Origin of the sequence: Fusicatenibacter sp., assembly GCF_050872605.1 — a bacterium.
In the GTDB taxonomy this organism is placed as follows: domain Bacteria; phylum Bacillota; class Clostridia; order Lachnospirales; family Lachnospiraceae; genus Fusicatenibacter.
Map to the genome: position 1 here is coordinate 1 of NZ_JBNMHD010000028.1, position 17,960 is coordinate 17,960.

The 17,960-nt window shown below is 46.3% G+C and carries 18 protein-coding genes; 17 read left to right on the forward strand and 1 reads right to left on the reverse strand.

From position 1 onward, the window contains the following. The 11 genes from ACY2VT_RS09400 to ACY2VT_RS09450 all read left to right on the forward strand — a co-directional run. Positions 1–1,152, forward strand: a 1,152-nt coding sequence (locus ACY2VT_RS09400) for a substrate-binding domain-containing protein (protein WP_461879695.1), incomplete at its 5' end; no start/stop codon positions are given. A 147-nt stretch (positions 1,153–1,299) separates the two neighbouring features. Then, positions 1,300–2,808: a sugar ABC transporter ATP-binding protein gene (locus ACY2VT_RS09405; RefSeq protein WP_118750408.1), complete on the forward strand. Its 1,509-nt coding sequence runs from the start codon at positions 1,300–1,302 to the stop codon at positions 2,806–2,808. 17 nt (positions 2,809–2,825) lie between these two features. After that, positions 2,826–4,478: a galactose/methyl galactoside ABC transporter permease MglC gene (locus ACY2VT_RS09410; protein WP_461879696.1), complete on the forward strand. Its 1,653-nt coding sequence runs from the start codon at positions 2,826–2,828 to the stop codon at positions 4,476–4,478. Between the two features lie 170 nt (positions 4,479–4,648). Then, positions 4,649–6,274 carry a response regulator gene (locus ACY2VT_RS09415; RefSeq protein WP_461879697.1) on the forward strand — a complete coding sequence of 542 codons (1,626 nt, stop codon included), beginning with the start codon at positions 4,649–4,651 and terminating at the stop codon, positions 6,272–6,274. Next, positions 6,271–8,106, forward strand: coding sequence for a cache domain-containing sensor histidine kinase (locus ACY2VT_RS09420; RefSeq protein ID WP_461879698.1), 1,836 nt, complete (start codon positions 6,271–6,273; stop codon positions 8,104–8,106). The genes ACY2VT_RS09415 and ACY2VT_RS09420 overlap by 4 nt, the downstream gene beginning before the upstream one ends. Next, positions 8,103–9,053 (forward strand): substrate-binding domain-containing protein, encoded by a 951-nt coding sequence (locus ACY2VT_RS09425; RefSeq protein ID WP_461879699.1) that lies wholly within the window; start codon positions 8,103–8,105, stop codon positions 9,051–9,053. The genes ACY2VT_RS09420 and ACY2VT_RS09425 overlap by 4 nt, the downstream gene beginning before the upstream one ends. Before the next feature lie 13 nt (positions 9,054–9,066). Next, a complete protein-coding gene (locus ACY2VT_RS09430; RefSeq protein WP_461879700.1) occupies positions 9,067–10,116 on the forward strand; it encodes a galactose ABC transporter substrate-binding protein in 1,050 nt (349 codons plus the stop codon). A 45-nt stretch (positions 10,117–10,161) separates the two neighbouring features. After that, positions 10,162–10,734, forward strand: coding sequence for a DUF6553 family protein (locus ACY2VT_RS09435; RefSeq protein ID WP_461879701.1), 573 nt, complete (start codon positions 10,162–10,164; stop codon positions 10,732–10,734). Positions 10,735–10,876: 142 nt separating this feature from the next. Beyond that, positions 10,877–11,299: a PPC domain-containing DNA-binding protein gene (locus ACY2VT_RS09440; RefSeq protein WP_461879702.1), complete on the forward strand. Its 423-nt coding sequence runs from the start codon at positions 10,877–10,879 to the stop codon at positions 11,297–11,299. Positions 11,300–11,383: 84 nt separating this feature from the next. After that, positions 11,384–11,881 (forward strand): flavodoxin family protein BilS, encoded by a 498-nt coding sequence (gene bilS, locus ACY2VT_RS09445; protein WP_461879703.1) that lies wholly within the window; start codon positions 11,384–11,386, stop codon positions 11,879–11,881. A gap of 170 nt (positions 11,882–12,051) precedes the next feature. Beyond that, entirely contained in the window at positions 12,052–13,425 is a 1,374-nt protein-coding gene (locus tag ACY2VT_RS09450; protein WP_461879704.1) for an MATE family efflux transporter, read from the forward strand. 10 nt (positions 13,426–13,435) lie between these two features. On the opposite strand, the gene ACY2VT_RS09455 is transcribed toward ACY2VT_RS09450, so the two are convergent. After that, a complete protein-coding gene (locus ACY2VT_RS09455; RefSeq protein WP_461879705.1) occupies positions 13,436–13,906 on the reverse strand; it encodes a GntR family transcriptional regulator in 471 nt (156 codons plus the stop codon). A gap of 156 nt (positions 13,907–14,062) precedes the next feature. Between ACY2VT_RS09455 and ACY2VT_RS09460 the strand changes: the two genes are divergently transcribed. The 6 genes from ACY2VT_RS09460 to ACY2VT_RS09485 all read left to right on the forward strand — a co-directional run bounded on the left by ACY2VT_RS09460 (position 14,063) and on the right by ACY2VT_RS09485 (position 17,954). Beyond that, on the forward strand, positions 14,063–14,821 hold the full coding sequence (locus tag ACY2VT_RS09460; protein WP_461879706.1) for a metallophosphoesterase family protein: 759 nt from the start codon (positions 14,063–14,065) through the stop codon (positions 14,819–14,821). Positions 14,822–14,909: 88 nt separating this feature from the next. Beyond that, positions 14,910–15,125 (forward strand): helix-turn-helix domain-containing protein, encoded by a 216-nt coding sequence (locus ACY2VT_RS09465; RefSeq protein ID WP_461879707.1) that lies wholly within the window; start codon positions 14,910–14,912, stop codon positions 15,123–15,125. A 252-nt stretch (positions 15,126–15,377) separates the two neighbouring features. After that, the gene (locus ACY2VT_RS09470) at positions 15,378–15,593 is read left to right on the forward strand and encodes a hypothetical protein (protein WP_461879708.1); all 216 of its coding nucleotides are present in this window, start codon (positions 15,378–15,380) and stop codon (positions 15,591–15,593) included. 167 nt (positions 15,594–15,760) lie between these two features. Continuing rightward, positions 15,761–16,969, forward strand: coding sequence for an RtcB family protein (locus ACY2VT_RS09475; protein ID WP_461879709.1), 1,209 nt, complete (start codon positions 15,761–15,763; stop codon positions 16,967–16,969). A gap of 49 nt (positions 16,970–17,018) precedes the next feature. Next, complete coding sequence (locus ACY2VT_RS09480) at positions 17,019–17,273, forward strand: helix-turn-helix domain-containing protein (RefSeq protein WP_295753494.1); 255 nt, start codon at positions 17,019–17,021, stop codon at positions 17,271–17,273. A 141-nt stretch (positions 17,274–17,414) separates the two neighbouring features. Then, positions 17,415–17,954, forward strand: coding sequence for a hypothetical protein (locus tag ACY2VT_RS09485; RefSeq protein WP_461879710.1), 540 nt, complete (start codon positions 17,415–17,417; stop codon positions 17,952–17,954). Positions 17,955–17,960: the final 6 nt, after the last annotated feature.

The following is a 17,960-nucleotide window of genomic DNA, read 5'->3' on the forward strand; positions in this document are numbered from 1 at the left end:
GACAAACCTCTGTGCTGGTTCAACCGTCAGCCATCCAGCAGTGCTACCGGCGAACTGGACAAAGATGCTCTGAACTTCAACGGAAATACTTATTATGTAGGTTTCGATGCAAACCAGGGTGCTGAACTGCAGGGACAGATGGTTCTGGATTACATCAAGAAAAACGCAGACACGATCGACAGAAACGGTGACGGCGTAATCGGATATGTTCTGGCAATCGGTGATATCGGACATAACGATTCTATCGCCCGTACACGTGGTGTTCGTTCCGCACTTGGAACAGGTGTAGATGCAGACGGCGGAGTAGATTCTACACCGGCCGGAACAAACGTAGACGGAAAAGCAAAGGTTGTGCAGGATGCAACTCTGGATGTAGACGGAAAAACATATACCATCCGTGAGCTGGCTTCTCAGGAAATGAAAAACTCAGCAGGTGCAACATGGGATGCTGCAACAGCTGGTAACGCGATCGGAACATGGACAGCTTCCTTCGGTGATCAGATCGATGTTGTAGTTTCCAATAACGATGGTATGGGAATGTCAATGTTCAATGCATGGGCAAAAGACAACAAAGTTCCTACCTTCGGTTACGATGCAAACAGCGATGCTGTAGCAGCAATCGGTGAAGGATATGGCGGAACAATTTCTCAGCATGCAGACGTTCAGGCTTACCTGACACTGAGAGTTCTGCGTAACGCACTGGACGGTGTAGACATTGATACCGGTATCGGTACAGCAGATGAAGCCGGCAACTGCCTGACAGAGGGTGAAGATTACAGATACAGCGAAGAAGAGAGATCTTACTACGCATTAAATATTGCTGTAACAGCCGATAACTACAACGATTTCACAGATTCCACAAAAGTTTACGATAAAGTTGCAAAACAGCTGGATGAAAGCAAGAGCCCATCCAAAAAAGTATGGCTGAATATCTACAACGCATCGGATAACTTCCTGAGCTCTACCTATCAGCCACTGCTGGAGAAATATGATGATCTGCTGAACCTGAAGGTAGATTACATCGGTGGAGACGGACAGACAGAGTCCAATATCACAAACCGTCTTGGAAACCCGAGCGAGTATGATGCTTTTGCAATTAACATGGTTAAGACCGATAATGCAGCAGCATATACATCACTTCTCTCCAAATAATCTGAGACAGAATAAAAGTGTAAATGGCAACGGTTCGGAGCCATGCGAAATCGAGATGAGGTCTCTGAATCGTTACCGTAAATGAATGAAATTATAGAGGGGTGTCAGCAATGATACCCTTCTTTACTAAGAAAAGGAAGCGCAGCTATGACAGATGATAAGAATAAATATATCTTATCGATTAACGGCATGAGCAAATCGTTCGGTAGAAATAAGGTTCTGAAACATATCAGCATGAATGTCAAACCTGGAACCATTATGGGACTGATGGGTGAAAACGGTGCCGGAAAATCGACAATGATGAAATGCCTCTTTGGAACCTATCAGAAAGATGAAGGAACCATCGTACTGGACGGAAAAGAAGTGAATTTCTCCGGTCCGAAGGATGCACTGGAAAACGGAGTGGCGATGGTACACCAGGAGTTGAACCAGTGTCTTGAAAGAAGTGTTGTAGATAACATGTTCCTTGGAAGATACCCAAAGAATTCCGTTGGAGTGATCGACGAAGGAAGAATGAAAAAAGAAACATCAGACCTGTTCAGAAAACTGGGAATTACAGTTGATCTGACGCAGCCAATGAAGAAAATGTCTGTATCTCAGAGACAGATGTGTGAGATCGCAAAAGCGATTTCGTATCATTCCAAAGTCATTGTACTGGATGAACCTACATCATCCCTGACTGCACCGGAGGTTGAAAAACTCTTTAAGATGATGCGTCAGCTGAAGGCTCAGGGAATTGCTCTGATTTACATTTCACATAAAATGGATGAAATATTTGAAATCTGTGATGAAATATCCGTACTGCGAGACGGAAGCCTGGTCATGACCAAGCCAAGTAAAGAAACGGATATGAACGAACTGATCGCCGCCATGGTTGGACGTTCTCTGGACAACAGATTTCCGCCTGTAGACAACACACCGGGAGAAACCATTCTCTCCGTACAGAATATATCAACAAAATATGCACCGAAACTGCAGAACATCTCTTTTGATATCAAAAAAGGAGAAATCTTCGGATTCTATGGTCTGGTCGGTGCCGGTCGTACCGAACTTCTGGAGACCATCTTCGGAATTCGTACAAAAGCAGAAGGAAATATTGTATATGACGGAAAAGTACTGAACTTCTCCTCCCCGAAGGATGCCATGGATCACGGATTTGCTCTGATTACAGAGGAAAGAAAAGCCAATGGTCTGTTCCTGAAGGGCGATATTACATTCAATACTACCATTGCGAATATGAAGCATTATAAGAGCGGAATCGCATTGTCGCATGACAAGATGGTGCGTGCAACAGCGGAAGAAATCAAGATCATGCATACAAAATGTATGGGACCGGATGATATGATCGCCAACCTTTCCGGTGGTAATCAGCAGAAGGTCATCTTTGGTAAATGGCTGGAACGTTCACCGAGCGTATTCATGATGGATGACCCGACACGAGGAATTGATGTTGGAGCAAAATATGAAATCTATGAACTGATCATCAATATGGCGAAACAGGGAAAAACAATCATCGTTGTTTCTTCCGAGATGCCGGAGATTCTTGGTATTACCAATCGAATCGGTGTTATGTCTAACGGACGTCTGGCCGGAATTGTAAATACCAAAGAAACAAACCAGGAAGAATTATTGAGACTCAGTGCTAAATACCTGTAACAGGAGGAAAATTGGAAATGGCAGAAAACAGCGTTATTATTTCATCGGAAGAAGAAGCAAAGCTTTTGAAGCCGATCGATGAATATGTGGAAGAAATCCAGAAAAAAATCGATGCATTACGCGTAGACGGCTTTGATAAAGTGAGCGATCTGAAAAAACAGATCGTGATCGCAAAAGAAAATAAGAACTTATCCGCAACACAGAGAGATAAGATCATTGAAAACAGCAAAAAAGAGCTGGAAAATGCGAAAAAAGTAGAAGCAGACAACAAAGAAAAAATCAAAAAGCTGATCGCAGACGCAGAAGGCTATCTGGCTGCGCATTACAAAAAGGATTATTACGATGTAGTAAACAAAAGCTGCAAAGCTGCAAAAGCAGAAGAAAACAGCAGATACGAGAAGGTTAAAGCAGATCTGAAGAGCGAGCATCAGAAAAGGGTTGCTTCCCTGAAGGATGCAGAAGAGATCAAGGCTGAGAAATATGTGCTCAAAAATAAATTATTTGACGCGCAGATGGCTCACGAATCGAAGCTCCAGGAGATCAAGGACAGAAGACATGAAGCATTCATGCATAAATATCATCTGATCGACCTGCTGAGAGCATCCAAATTCACATTCCCGCAGCAGAGAATACAGAAACTGGAGAATTACAGATATACCTTTGATTTATCTCAGTTCCTGTACAAAAACGGTCTGTATATCGTAATCATTCTGATTTTCATCGCACTGTGTATCATCACACCAATCGTCAAAAATACACAGCTGCTGACAGTTACCAACATCCTGAATATTTTACAGCAGGCATCCCCGCGTATGTTCCTTGCACTTGGTGTTGCCGGCCTGATCCTGTTAACAGGTACCGACCTTTCCGTAGGACGTATGGTTGGTATGGGTATGGTTACAGCAACCATCATCATGCATAACGGAATCAATACAGGTGCCGTATTCGGCCATGTATTTGACTTCTCCGCTATGCCTGCTACAGCAAAAGCACTGTTTGCACTGTTAATGTGTGTGATCTTTACAACAGTATTTGCCATGATTGCCGGATTTTTCATGGCAAGATTCAAAATGCATCCGTTTATCTCTACCATGGCGAACATGCTGATCATCTTCGGTCTGGTTACCTATGCGACCAAGGGTGTATCCTTCGGTGCGATTGATTCTGCCATCCCGAGTACATTCATTCCGCAGATCGGAAAATTCCCGACCATCATTCTGTGGGCTGTTGCAGCAGTTGCCATTGTATGGTTTATCTGGAACAAAACAACATTTGGTAAAAACCTGTATGCGGTAGGTGGAAACCCGGAAGCTGCAGCAGTATCCGGTATCTCTGTATTCAAAGTAACGATGGGAGCATTTATGCTGGCAGGTATCCTGTATGGTTTCGGTTCCTGGCTGGAATGCAACCGTATGGTTGGTTCCGGTAGTGCAGCTTACGGACAGGGATGGGATATGGATGCCATCGCAGCCTGCGTAGTTGGTGGTGTATCCTTTACCGGTGGTATCGGTAAGATCTCCGGAGTTGTAACCGGTGTACTGATCTTTACCTCCCTGACATACGCCCTGACGATTCTGGGTATTGATACCAACCTTCAGTTCATCTTCGAAGGTATCATCATTCTGGCAGCCGTAACACTTGACTGTCTGAAATATGTACAGAAAAAATAATTAAATACTCATAAACAGATAGAATATAAGACAGCCCGGTCGTCCGATGGATGACCAGGGCGGTCTTTTATTCTGTTTTGGGAAAATTTTATAACTATTCATTCAGCAGAGAGCAATCTTCTGCTATAATAAAGGAACAATAATATGCTCCGCAAAACAGGAGGATAAGGATGGAACAATATAAAGTGATTCTTGTCGATGATGAAGTAGAGGTCATCGACGTTATGAAAAAAAAGATCCGTTGGAATGACCTGGGATTTGATGTAGTGGGAAGTGCCACCAACGGTGTGAAGGCTCTGGAGCTGGTGGAAAAACTTCAGCCGGATGTGGTACTGACGGATATTAAGATGCCTTACATGGATGGACTGGAACTGGCAAGAAAACTGAATCAGGACTATCCCAATATTTACATTATGCTTTGCAACGGTTTTGACGAATTCGAATATGCAAAAGAGGCCGTCCATCTGGAAATTAAGGAATATATGCTGAAACCCATCAGCGCCACCGAGCTGTCAGAAAGCCTGATGAAGCTGAAAGCCACGCTGGACAGGGAACGGGAAGAAAAGTTAAATGTAAAAAAACTGGAAGACTATTTCCAGGAGGTCTTACCAAAGCTGCAGTCCAATTTCTTCATTTCCCTGATTGAGGGAAGGGTCAGGGAAGAGGACTATGAACGATTCCTTTTGGACTATCGGGTGGATATGAAGGGACCTTTGTTTTGCTGTATGATTTTTCACACCTCGGAAAATGATGTGCCGGATGGCATGAATCCCTTATTGTTATCCATGTCCGTGGAACGTGAGATCAAACAGCGGCTGATGGAGAACTGTAATTGCCAGGAATTCATCTATATGGGTAATACGATTCTGATCATGGAACTCCACTCGGAAGATGAAATAGCTCAACTGACGGACAAGTGTGACCGGTTCTGCCGCTGGGCATGGAGAATTATGGGAGCGGCGGTTACCGCAGGAATCGGAACCGTCTGCAACAATCTGTACGATATCAGTATTTCCTATGAGGGAGCCAGAGAGGCAGTGTCCTACCGTGTCCTGTACGGAACGAAACGGGCCATCAATATCGCAGAGATCGTTCCCAAAGAGTCAAAAAAGGCGGTTCCCTTAGAAGAAACAAGGATGCAGGAGCTGTTTCGTGCCATTCATGTAGGGGATCAGGAGAAGATCCGGAAAGAAGCCATCAAGGAGACAGAAAAGCTCCATAAGAATGCAGCCACCATCAGCCAGTACAATCTGGCTACCATGGAGATCGTCAGTGGATTTTTCAAATTCTGTGCCAATAATTCCATGGATTTCAACGAAATTTCCGGAAATGTACAGAATCTTTACGAAAGAGTGACTCAGTTAGATGAAAACTCTATGACAAACTGGATCATCAATATGTCTATGGCCATCAGTGAAAAACTGAGAAGTACCAGAAACAGTACCTCCAGACGGATGATTACCGATGCACAGAATATCGTAAAAGACAGATATATGGAACCGGCGCTCTCCCTGGATGACGTGTGCGCAGATCTTGGGGTGTCCAATTCTTACTTTTCGTCCATTTTTAAAAAGGAGACCGGTCAGTCCTTTGTCTCCTATCTTACCGATTACCGAATGGACAGGGCAGAAGAAATGGTGCTGAACACCGATGAAAAGAGCTACAAGATCGCAGAAAAAGTAGGATATCAGGATGCGAACTACTTCAGCTATGTATTCAAAAAGAAATTCGGTGTGTCCCCTTCCAAATACAGAGCTTCCGGGAAAGAGGGAACAGGTGAAAGGGAAGATACATGAAAGACAGAAAAAGAAAGCCGGATTCCCGGAAGAATATCGTATTTAACATACAGTCGATCATCCTGTCTGTCCTTATGGCGATTTCACTGGTTACGATCATTGTAATGGGATTGCTGCTTTACCATCGATTCAAGCTGGCTCTGGAAAAAACAGCGGTAGACAACACGGAAGCTACCGTGGAGGCTACCGTAGACCGGTTAAATGCAGATCTGCTGGATATCCGTCAGATCCTGAACGGGGCAAACTACAACGTAGTCCAGCAGTTTGATATATCCAGCCGGGAATTCTCGGAGCAGTTCAGTCTGCTCTATGAGACCAATTCCGATAAGATTCAGAGTCTGGCTTTGTATGACCCCAAAGGAAATCTGATCGCATCGGAGCCGGTGGCGGCAGAAAAGAAAAACGTAAAGGTGCCGACGCAGGAATGGTACAAAAATGCGGAAGATGCCATTGAAAATATACATTTTTCCACACCGCATATCCAGGAGCTGTTTGAGGATGGATCCTATCGGTACCAATGGGTCGTTTCCCTGAGCAGGTATGTAGATGTCAACAAGGGAGAGACACCGGAAACAGGTATTCTTTTGCTGGATATGAAATATTCTGTGATCAGGGACGTGATGAAACAGATCAATGACTGTTCCGGCGGAATCTACTATTATCTGACCAGTCAGGACGGAGAGATGATCTACCATCCACGGGGAACGGAGTTAAACCGCGGATTATTTGAAGAAAACAGTCTGGACGCGGCAAAATACGAGGACGGAACCTACGAGATCCGTTCTAACGGTCAGAACGAGACCGTGATCGTCGGCAGCGTGGCCTACACAGGCTGGAAGATGATCGGTGTTGTGCCGGAGAGCGTGCAGGCAGCAAACTATAAAAACTTCCGTTACTATGTATTTGCTACCATTCTGGTCCTTCTGGTTATGCTTTTGGAGGGAAACCAGCTGGTATCCCGGAAGATATCCAAGCCGATCCGGGAACTGGACGCTTCCGTCAAGGCCCACGAGGCAGGAGGAAAACCGGATATCTATATCGGCGGCTCCTCGGAGATCCGCCATCTGGGATATTCTGTGCAGAAGTCCTATGAACAGATCGAAAAACTGATGGACGAGATCATCCGGCAGCAAAATGAACGAAGAAAAAGTGAACTGGATGCCCTGCAAAGCCAGATCAACCCCCATTTTCTGTATAATACGCTGGAGTCCATCACATGGATGGTGGAAGCCCAGGAAAATGAAGCAGCGGTTCGTATGATTTCCGAACTGGCAAAATTACTTCGTGTCAGCCTGTCCCGCGGTAAGACCATCATTCCCATTCAGGATGAGCTGCAGCACAGCAGAAGCTATATGAATATCCAGCTGGCCCGGTACAAAGAGCGGTTTAAAACAGAATTCCGGATTGAGGAAGAGATTGAAAACTACTGCATTGTAAAGCTGGTGATCCAGCCTATTCTGGAAAATGCCATCTATTATGGTGTCGGCAATATGGATGAGGATGATGATGGTATGATCATCGTCAGTGGAAAAAAGAAAGACGATGACATCCTGATTACGATTGAAGATAATGGGATGGGTATGCGGGAAGAGGTTCTGGAAAATATTCTGACGGATAACAGCAAGGTTCCGAAGCATGGCTCCGGCGTGGGCGTGATCAATGTGCATTCCAGAATCCAACTGATGTTTGGAGAGGAATACGGACTTTCCATAGAAAGTGAGCCGGACGAAGGAACAAGGGTTACGATCCGTATTCCGGCAGTCCCATATACACCGGAAAACGCAGAAGCATTGGAATTACAAAAATATATACAGAGGAGACCGGGCAGATGAAAAAGAACAGAATAAAATTTCTTATAATTGAGTTTCTTTTGCTGCTGCTGGCAGTATTCTTTGTATGGAAGATTTTCGATCAGAACGTAGCGGAGCCCCGGATTGCCGTGATTCTTCCGGAGTCCGGTGACAAACGCTGGGATGCCCTGATCAAGGGAATGAAGCAGGCTGCGGCAGAGAACCACGTCCATATGATTATCTGTAACACGGAAGAGATCGGCGGGCCGGAGGCGGAAAGAGAATTTATCAGGGAACAGAAGGACAACGATATTGATGGCTTTATCATATATCCGGCACCCGGTCATGAGACGGAAAATATGCTGAAAAAAGAGTGTGGAAAGAAACCGTATCTGCTGATTGCAGATGGTCTGGCGGTAAAAGAAGGGGAAACTGCCAGTCCCACGATCCAGCCGGATTACCGGGAGATCGGAAGGTGGCTGGGAGAACAGCTGAAAATAAAAAAGCAGAAGATCGGAATTATCGCCGACTGGAAAATGTCCGAGGCTGTACAGGCGGAGATTGGTGGATTGAACGAGGCGCTGGAAGGCAGCGAAAGCAAGATCAGCTGGTGTATTTACCGGAGAAAAGAACAGGATATTGTGGAGCGGATGAAGAAGGAAACAAAAGTGGATGTTCTTGTCATCCTGGATGCAGGAATCCTGGAAGAATTTGGAGAGCAGGCAGAAAACGGAACATATAAGGGGGCAGAGCTCTATGGAGTGGGTTACAGTCTGAAGACGATTGCACTTCTGGATAACGGAAACATTCAGGGGCTGGCTGTGCCGGACGGATATGAAATCGGCTATAAAAGTGTGGAAGAAATAACCAAAAGGATCGAGCACAGGTCTTATAAAATGCAAGGATATATAACCGAATATCAGGTACTTGGCAAGGAAAATTTCTCTATGAACGAAGATTTAGAAAGGTTTTTATATTCCTATGAATAAAAAGAAAAGAAGGGTGGCAGTATCATTATCTGCCACGATAGGGAGTGCGGTGCTTGTGCTGTCGGGGTGTTCCGGCAAGTCGGACCAGACAGAGAAAACCCTGCGGGTCGGAGTGATAACCTACACGCAGGATGATCCTTTTATCAATGGACTGACGGATGAACTGAAGGCGCAGCTGAAAGCCATGGAAAACAAAGAACGAAGGATTATCGTATCGACAAAAAGCGGAAACGACGATCAGCAGGAACAGAACGAAAAGGTAGAAGAAATGATCGATGCAGGCTGTGATGTGCTCTGTATTAATCTTGTGGACCGGACAGCTCCGTCCCGGATCATCCGAATGGCAAGAAACGAAGATATTCCGGTGATCTTTTTTAACAGGGAACCGGTAAGGGAAGACCTGATGCAGTGGGAAAAGCTGTATTATGTGGGCTGTGATGCAGAACAGTCCGGGATTATGCAGGGTGAGATCGCAGCAGAATACATCAACAGCCATCCGGAAGTCGATAAAAATCAGGACGGAAAGATTCAGTACGTGCTTCTGGAAGGAGAAGCAGGTCATCAGGATGCCATCAGCAGAACAGAGTATTCCGTAAAGACATTGATGAAAAATAATGTTATACTGGAAAAGCTAAGCTATCAGTTGGCGGACTGGAACCGGGGACAGGCGGAGAACCGCATGAACCGTCTGATCAGCCAGTACGGAAAAGAAATTGAGCTTGTCATATCCAACAACGATGAGATGGCACTTGGGGCTGTGGAAGCGTATCGGAAAGCAGGCTATGTCCGGGAAGACTGGCCGGTGATTTTCGGAATTGATGGTCTGGAAGAGGCTCTGGAAGCCGTAAAGGCAGGAGAAATGCAGGGCAGCATCCTCAATGACAGAGTAGACCAGGCAAAGGAAATGGCGAAAATGGCAGTGGAGCTGTTCGCGGGAGAGGAATTTGACCAGGAAATCCTGAAAGAAGGACGGTACTATTTTTCGGAATATCAGAAGGTAGACAGCAGCAATATCAATGAATATCTGAACGCAGAAGAGGTAAGTTCCCATTCCGGAATGTAAGCAGAAAGGCTGCGTTTGCAGGCAGAAAGAATGAGGAAAAAACAGATGGAACATACATGGACCAAAGATTTTTATCAGGAGACAGATCCGGCGAAACGGCAGCAGATCTTAAAAGCACATATCGGAGAGGAGGAAGCCTGGGCAGAAGAATACCGGACCCGGCTCTGGACGGCCCGGTACGGGCAGCGCAGGCTCCAGAAGGATGAATTTGTCAAATGCCTGATGGAACTGAAGTATCTGGCGGAAGGAACTTCTCTGGACCTGGGAGGCGACAGAAGAAAGATGGGAGCCCGGATTCTCTCCACATTGTGCCTGGCAGAAGCCATGCAGTCAGAGGAGGGATATCAGAAGATTCTTGCGGATGAACTGTACAATGTATTCCTGAAATTTATTCAGGTCAGCAGAGGAGGAAGAGGATTTACCTCTATGGTCTTCGGCATGGGACAATTATCCGAAGAAGGAATCGCAAAAAAAATCGCTGAACAGATCAGCATGATCGCCTTTAAGGCACCTCACCTGCTCCGCATGGAAAAAGAATTTACCCTGCTCCGGGAAGCCGCCCTCCGGGCATATCGGCAGGAGTACCCGAACAGGGAGCATTTCCTGAATAAATATTGAGGTTATTGCAGGAGTGGGAGAAACAGGAATGTTCCTGCGTTGGCAGTGGGGAGCGTCAACCGCCTGGAGCAAGAATCTGCCATGCGATGAGCAGCAGGAAATGTCTGAAAAGTGACCGGGCGAAAAAAGAAAGGAGAACGAAATGGAATACAGAAAATTTGACAATGTTATAGTAGCAAGGATTGACAAAGATGAGGAAATATTGGAGCAGCTGAAGGTAATTGCCATAAAGGAGAATATAAAGCTTGCCAGTATCCAGGCTCTTGGAGCGATCAACGATTTCACAGTCGGAGTATACAAGACAGACGAGAAGAAATATGATGCAAACAGCTTCCAGGGGTATTATGAAATTACATCACTGACAGGTACAATCAATACAATGGATGGGGAATATTATGCCCATCTTCATATGAGCGCCGGAAATCAGAACGGCGAGGTGGTTGGAGGACACCTGAACAGAGCGATTGTCAGTGCAACCTGTGAACTGGTCATTACGGTAATTGACGGAAGAGTGGACAGAGTTCATGATGAAGAAACCGGACTTAATATCTTTCAGTTTGATTGAAGATTGACAGGAAATAGCGATAAACGTATTATTGAGGAAAATTGGATTTCCCACATTAGTGCCTGAACTGGAGGTGTATGGGCTATGAGAAAAGAACATTATTCGATCCTGTTTTGCAGCTTAACGGGTAATACAAAGAAGCTGGCTGATGCAATCTATGAAACGTTGCCAAAGGACAAATGCGATTATTTTGGCACAAACGATTTGCAGGTACCGCAATCCGACGTATGCTATATCGGATTTTGGACGGACAAAGGGAATGCAGACCAAAAGACATTAGAATTGCTGTCGAAATTAAAAAATAAAAAGATTTTTCTGTTTGGAACAGCTGGTTTTGGCGGAAGTGATGCCTATTTTGAAAAGATTCTCGGACAAGTCAAACAGTCGATCGATGCAAGCAATACGGTCATCGGGGAGTATATGTGTCAGGGAAAGATGCCGCAGTCTGTGCGTGAACGGTATGTGAAAATGAAAGAAAACCCGGAGCATCCGGCGAATCTTGATCTGCTGATTCAGAATTTTGACCGTGCTTTGTCACACCCGGACAAGGAAGATTTGGAAAGACTGAAAAAGTCATTATGAGATAGAAAAGTATGTTGTGCTTGATAAAAATAATCAGATAAGAGCAAAATTCGCGAAATGATTGCAATGGATCGTCAAATGGAATAGAATGGAGAGAAAAAAGAAAGGTGTGGAAAAGGCAGGGCTGGCAAAGCATATTCGGCAGATGAGGTCATGCAGAAGCAAAAACAATGAAAACTACAACAAAACAAACTCATTTATACAGTAACACGGATCTTCGCAAGCTTTTAATTCCGATCATCATTGAACAATTGCTTTCTTCCCTGATGGGAACCGTCGATACGATGATGGTCAGCAATGTCGGTTCTGCCGCAATTTCGGCAGTCTCGCTGGTGGATTCCATTAATATCTTAGTCATTCAGGCGCTTTCTGCGCTGGCGGCAGGAGGAGCGATTCTCTGTTCGCAGTATCTGGGAAGCGAAAAACGGGATGGAGCAATCCGCTCGGCACAGCAGGTGCTTTTTGTTATGACAGTGCTGTCCGTCGCATTATCCGCGGGCTGCCTGATTTTCCGTGTTCCGCTGCTGCGCGTGATTTTCGGGGCAGTGGAAGCGGATGTTATGAAAAATTCGCAGGTGTATTTCCTGTTTACGCTGCTGTCATTCCCGTTTATCGGGCTTTACGATGCGGGCGCATCGATTCTGCGGGCGCAGAACAACAGCCGCAGTCCGATGGTGATTTCGGTGATTTCCAATTTTATGAACATCGGCGGAAATGCCATTCTTATTTTCGGCTTCCACATGGGTGTCGAAGGAGCCGCGATTTCGACTTTAATTTCGCGTATTTTCTGTGCGGTTGTCGTACTGTGGAAGCTTCGGGATGAAAGCAAACCGATTTTTGTGAAGCAGTATCTTTCCATTCGGCCGGACTTTGGTTTGATTAAAAAAATACTGTTTATCGGTATCCCATCGGGAATCGAGAACAGTATGTTCCAGTTTGGAAAGCTGGCGATTCAGTCCACCGTGTCCACTCTTGGCACGGTTGCCATTGCCGCGCAGGCGATGACGAACATCCTTGAAAATCTGAACGGTGTCGCTGCGATCGGTGTCGGCATCGGACTGATGACAGTAGTCGGTCAGTGTCTTGGCGCAGGCCGGAAGGATGAAGCAATCTACTATATTAAAAAACTGTGCTGGCTGTCAGAAGTGGTTATCGTTGCAAGTTGTCTGCTGGTATTTGTGCTGACAAAACCGATTACGATGATCGGCGGTATGGAGGCAGAGAGTGCAAAGCTCTGCATGCAGATGATGATCTTTATCACAATTGCAAAGCCGCTCTGCTGGGTCATGGCGTTTGTCCCGGGATACGGCATGCGGGCTGCCGGAGATGTAAAATTCTCCATGATCACATCCTGCTGCACGATGTGGCTGTGCCGTGTGAGTCTCTGTATTTATTTGTGCCGTGTATGGGGATTCGGCCCGATTGCCGTCTGGATCGGTATGGCGGCAGACTGGAGCCTGCGTTCCATTCTCTTTACCATCCGGTTCAAGTCAGGAAAATGGCTGAACCATCATTTGATTGAAGAAAAAGCTGCAGAAAAATAGAATACGAATTTTAATTCTCTGGTAAAAACGAGAGCGCATATTTGAGAGAGTCGTCGAGATGAGATTTCATCATCTGGACGGCTTTTTCAATTTCACCATTCTGATATGCGTCAAAAATGGCCTGATGCTCGTCATCAATCTGCGTCTGAATTACCGTCTCTTTGCTGTACTGATTGGAAAAAATCGAGATTCCGCTGCGCAGGCGTTCGGCGGATTCGGTCAGGCGGGAATTGCTGCAGTAGCGGTAAAAAACGAGATGAAATTCATCGGAGCAGTTGTTCCAGGTTTCGGCATCACCTGTTTTTGCAGCTTTTCGTCCGCTTTCCAGAATCGCTTTCGCCTCGGCGAGCAGCTTTTCCTGTTCCGGGGAAGCGGAGGCATAGCGGATGGCAAGGCCGTCCAGGTCACCCATGAAAGAATAAATTTCCCGAAGATCGTCGGTGGTAAAGCTGATGACGTTGACGCCGATATTTGAAGTCAAGGGGAAGTTTTGGCTATTGTTTACTTAGCAGAAGAAAGGGATTTATTATTGTTTAATCAGCAGTAAAACTTTTTAAACCACAGGTAGAATGACAAACCGTGCCGGAAAAAGTATAATAAAAGATAACTATTTTTCAGGAAAGGGGTGCGGTGCAGAATGATTTACATAACCGGCGACTGCCATCGGGATTTTCGGAGATTCAATACGCGGATATTTCCGGAGCAAAAAGAGATGACGAAGGATGATTTTGTCATCATCTGCGGGGATTTCGGCGGGGTCTGGAGTGAGGGCGGCGAGGATAGTGAGGAACGGTATCTGCTCAAATGGCTGCAGGAGAAACCGTTTACGACACTGTTCGTGGACGGCAACCATGAAAATTTCGACCGGCTGTATGAAGAATACCCGGTGAAAGAGTGGCACGGCGGAAACGTGCATGAGATCCGCCCATCGGTGCTGCATCTGATGCGCGGGCAGGTATTTGAACTTTGTGGAAAAACGTTTTTCACGTTCGGCGGGGCGAGCAGCCACGACGTGAGCGGCGGCATTCTGGATCGGAGCGATCCCAGTTATCAGGAAAAGAAAAAGAAACTCGACCGCGGCTGGAAGCCGTACCGGATCAATCACCTGAGCTGGTGGAAAGAGGAGCTTGCATCCGAAGAAGAGATGGAAGAGGGACGGAACAATCTTGCAGCACACGACAATCGGGTGGATTTTATTGTAACCCACAGCTGTGCATCGTCTGTGCAGGATGCCATCGGCGAAGGCCTATTCCAGAAGGATCGCGAGACGGAATATCTCGAAGAAATTTTACAGACCGTACAATTTCAGAAATGGTTCTTCGGCCATTATCATGACAATCGGAATGTAGATGAAAAGAAAATCCTTTTGTACGAACAGATCATTCGGGTTGTGTAGAAACAGGAAGAAAAAACTGGATTTTTCCAGTACTGGATGATAAGATAAAACTGTGTTTCGGGATGGCTTAAACATATGGAGGTGCAGGATGGAACCAATTTATTTGTCAATCCAGCAGAAAGAAACTGGCAGCCGCATCAAATCCCTTCTTCGTGAAAGCGGATACACCGTGAGAGACATTCAGAACGCCATGGGTTTCGAAAATCCACAGGCGGTCTACAAATGGATCTCCGGCAAGTGCCTGCCAAGTCTGGACAACTTTCTCATTTTAACATCAGTAGACAAGAAGTCCCCCCGCTTCTAAAGCGGTGAGATGAATTGTTAAAAGAAACATAACGGCAGTGGCGGGCGGAGAGAAATCGGTATCCTCCACTGGCATGAGGCAAGTCATAGTCGAACTATTTTCGACATGTCAGACTCCGTGAAAATACCGACTGTGAGTTGAAACAAGCAGATTATTAAACACAAGCATGGAAGATAGCCTCGTCATTGACGGGGATATTCCTCTTTTCCGGGTAATTTTAAACTACTGGTATAATGACAACCGCGCTGGTTTATGATACACTGGAGAAAAGCAGAAAAAAGAATCTGTCAAAAAGGTTTTGGAAAGGAAAAGCAGATGTCAGCAAGAATACGTTTCAGCTATTGCAATTTAGAGCATACCCCAGAAGCAACGTTTGCCGTCAAACAGCGTGGCTTTGTTTTGATATGTTCAATTAAGAAAAGCGATGAAACGGATTCTGTGGAATATGATGCGGGAGGAACAAATTAGGCAAACGCATCAGACAACTGGATACGAACGAAGAGGAGCCGCTTATCTTATGTTGAACACATGGGATAGGTGGCTTTTTATATTATGTACTTTCGAAGTCTTTCTGCTCGTAAAATCAAGCGCAGAAAGACTCCGAGAGTACCTTATTTGGAAAGGGGGGGACCCGAATGGATCAGATCGAAATTAAAGGAAAAGTAAATACAGCCATCTGTTACGCAAAGGTCGTGGAAGAGGAAGCCATCGAGCAGATCCGCCGCATGTGCGATTATCCGATGACGGAAGGCTCGCGGATCCGCATCATGCCGGATGTACATGCGGGAAAAGGATGCACGATCGGAACAACAATGACCATCCGAGACAAGGCAGTGCCGAATGTCGTCGGCGTGGATATCGGATGCGGCATGTACACCGTAAAGCTTGGAAAAGCCGAACTTGATTTTGCGAAAATCGACGAGGCGGCACATGTTATCCCGTCCGGCATGAATGTCTGGGAGGGGAGACAGGAACGTTTTGACCTGATGACACTTGCCTGCAGCCGGGAATTAAAAGACACAAAACGCCTGGAGCGGTCGCTTGGAACCTTAGGCGGCGGCAACCATTTTATCGAGATCGATGAAGCTGCCGACGGCACAAAATATCTCGTCATCCATTCCGGCTCGCGGAATCTCGGAAAACAGGTGGCAGAGTATTACCAGAATCTGGCAGTGCGGCTGGACCGCGGTTATGACGAGTACCTGGAAAAACGTGAGGAGCTCATACGGACCTACAAAGAGCAGGGCCGCAGAAAGGAAATCCAGGAGGCGTTAAAACAGCTGCAGTGGAAACCGGACGAAGCGCAGATGCCGGAGGATCTCTGCTATCTGACCGGAAAATATCTGGAAGCCTATCTGCACGACGTGGAGATCTGCCAGCAGTTTGCACGCCGGAACCGGGAAAAAATAGCGGAAATCCTGCTGGAGCGAACCGGCCTTACCGGCACCGATGCGTTCCACACGATTCATAACTATATCGACACAAACGAGATGATACTCCGAAAAGGCGCAATCGCAGCGCACAAAGGAGAACGAGTGCTGATTCCGATCAATATGCGCGACGGCAGTATTCTCGCCGTCGGAAAAGGCAATCCGGAGTGGAACGATTCCGCCCCGCACGGAGCCGGACGGCTGATGTCGCGCAAAAAAGCGAAGGAAACCCTGGCACTGGAGGAATACCGGAAGAGTATGGAGGGAATCTATACGACTTCCGTCAACAAACATACCCTGGACGAGGCGCCGATGGCGTACAAATCGCTGGATGACATTCTCGATATAGTCCGTGCATCGGTCGATGTCGTGGAGGTGCTGCGTCCCGTTTACAATTTCAAAGCATCAGAATAGAGGCGGGGGAAACCAGTAAAATTCCTCCGCAAGAAGGAGGAAGAAAAAAATGATGGCAATTCCGTCAATTGATATGGAAGCAACAGGAAGAAACATTACAAGACTGCGGCAGCAGGCAGGCCTTACCGTCCGCGACCTGCAGGAAATTTTCGGTTTCACCACCCCGCAGGCAATCTACAAGTGGCAGCACGGCACCGCCATGCCGGCGATCGACAACCTGGTCGTGCTGGCAGCGGTGCTGCATGTGTCGATCGATGAGATCGTGATTGTGGAGACAAGAGAGCTTGTACTTGCAAGTGCATGAAATCCGGTCCTGATCCGGCGCGCCGGAGCGGAAAGTCTCCCCCGGCTCCGTTGACTTTATATCGGCAAACTGATAAGATACTCATAAATGTTCCAATGAGTATCTTATTTTTATGTTTCAAAAAATAAAAGGGGAGTAAAAATGACAAAAAAGAAAATCATTGCTCTGTGTGTCAGTGCTGTTGTTCTTGCAGCGGCAGCGGCGGGAGTGAAAGGAGGAAGCTGGCTGATGAAGCATCAGCGGATGCAGCATGAGTTTACGCATGAGATGAATGCATTCACGACCAAAACAAACGCCGAGCTGATCCAGCCGACGATTGTTGCGGAAGATGATATCTACGGCTGGTTTTTCCATGAGGAAGATGACGGGCTGTACATGAATCTCTATTACCGGATCAAAAACGAGTCCAATCAGCACGAAATTGCATCCAGTGAATTTCCTGTGAAGATCAAAAAGGAGCTTCTTGCGGATGATAAAGTGTGGAGCAGAACGACGCGGACCGCGAAAAATCAGGTTCACGCGGAATACCTGGAAGGAGAAGATGACATGACGGTTTCGTTTGACGTCTATTACCAGTGTGAGGGTTCCTGCGGGGAATATTTTGCGGATATTACCGTGACGGACAGTGAGACCGGAAAGCTCTACTACAGCAGTGAAGCAGAAAATGAAGCGGCAGAATAGGAGGAG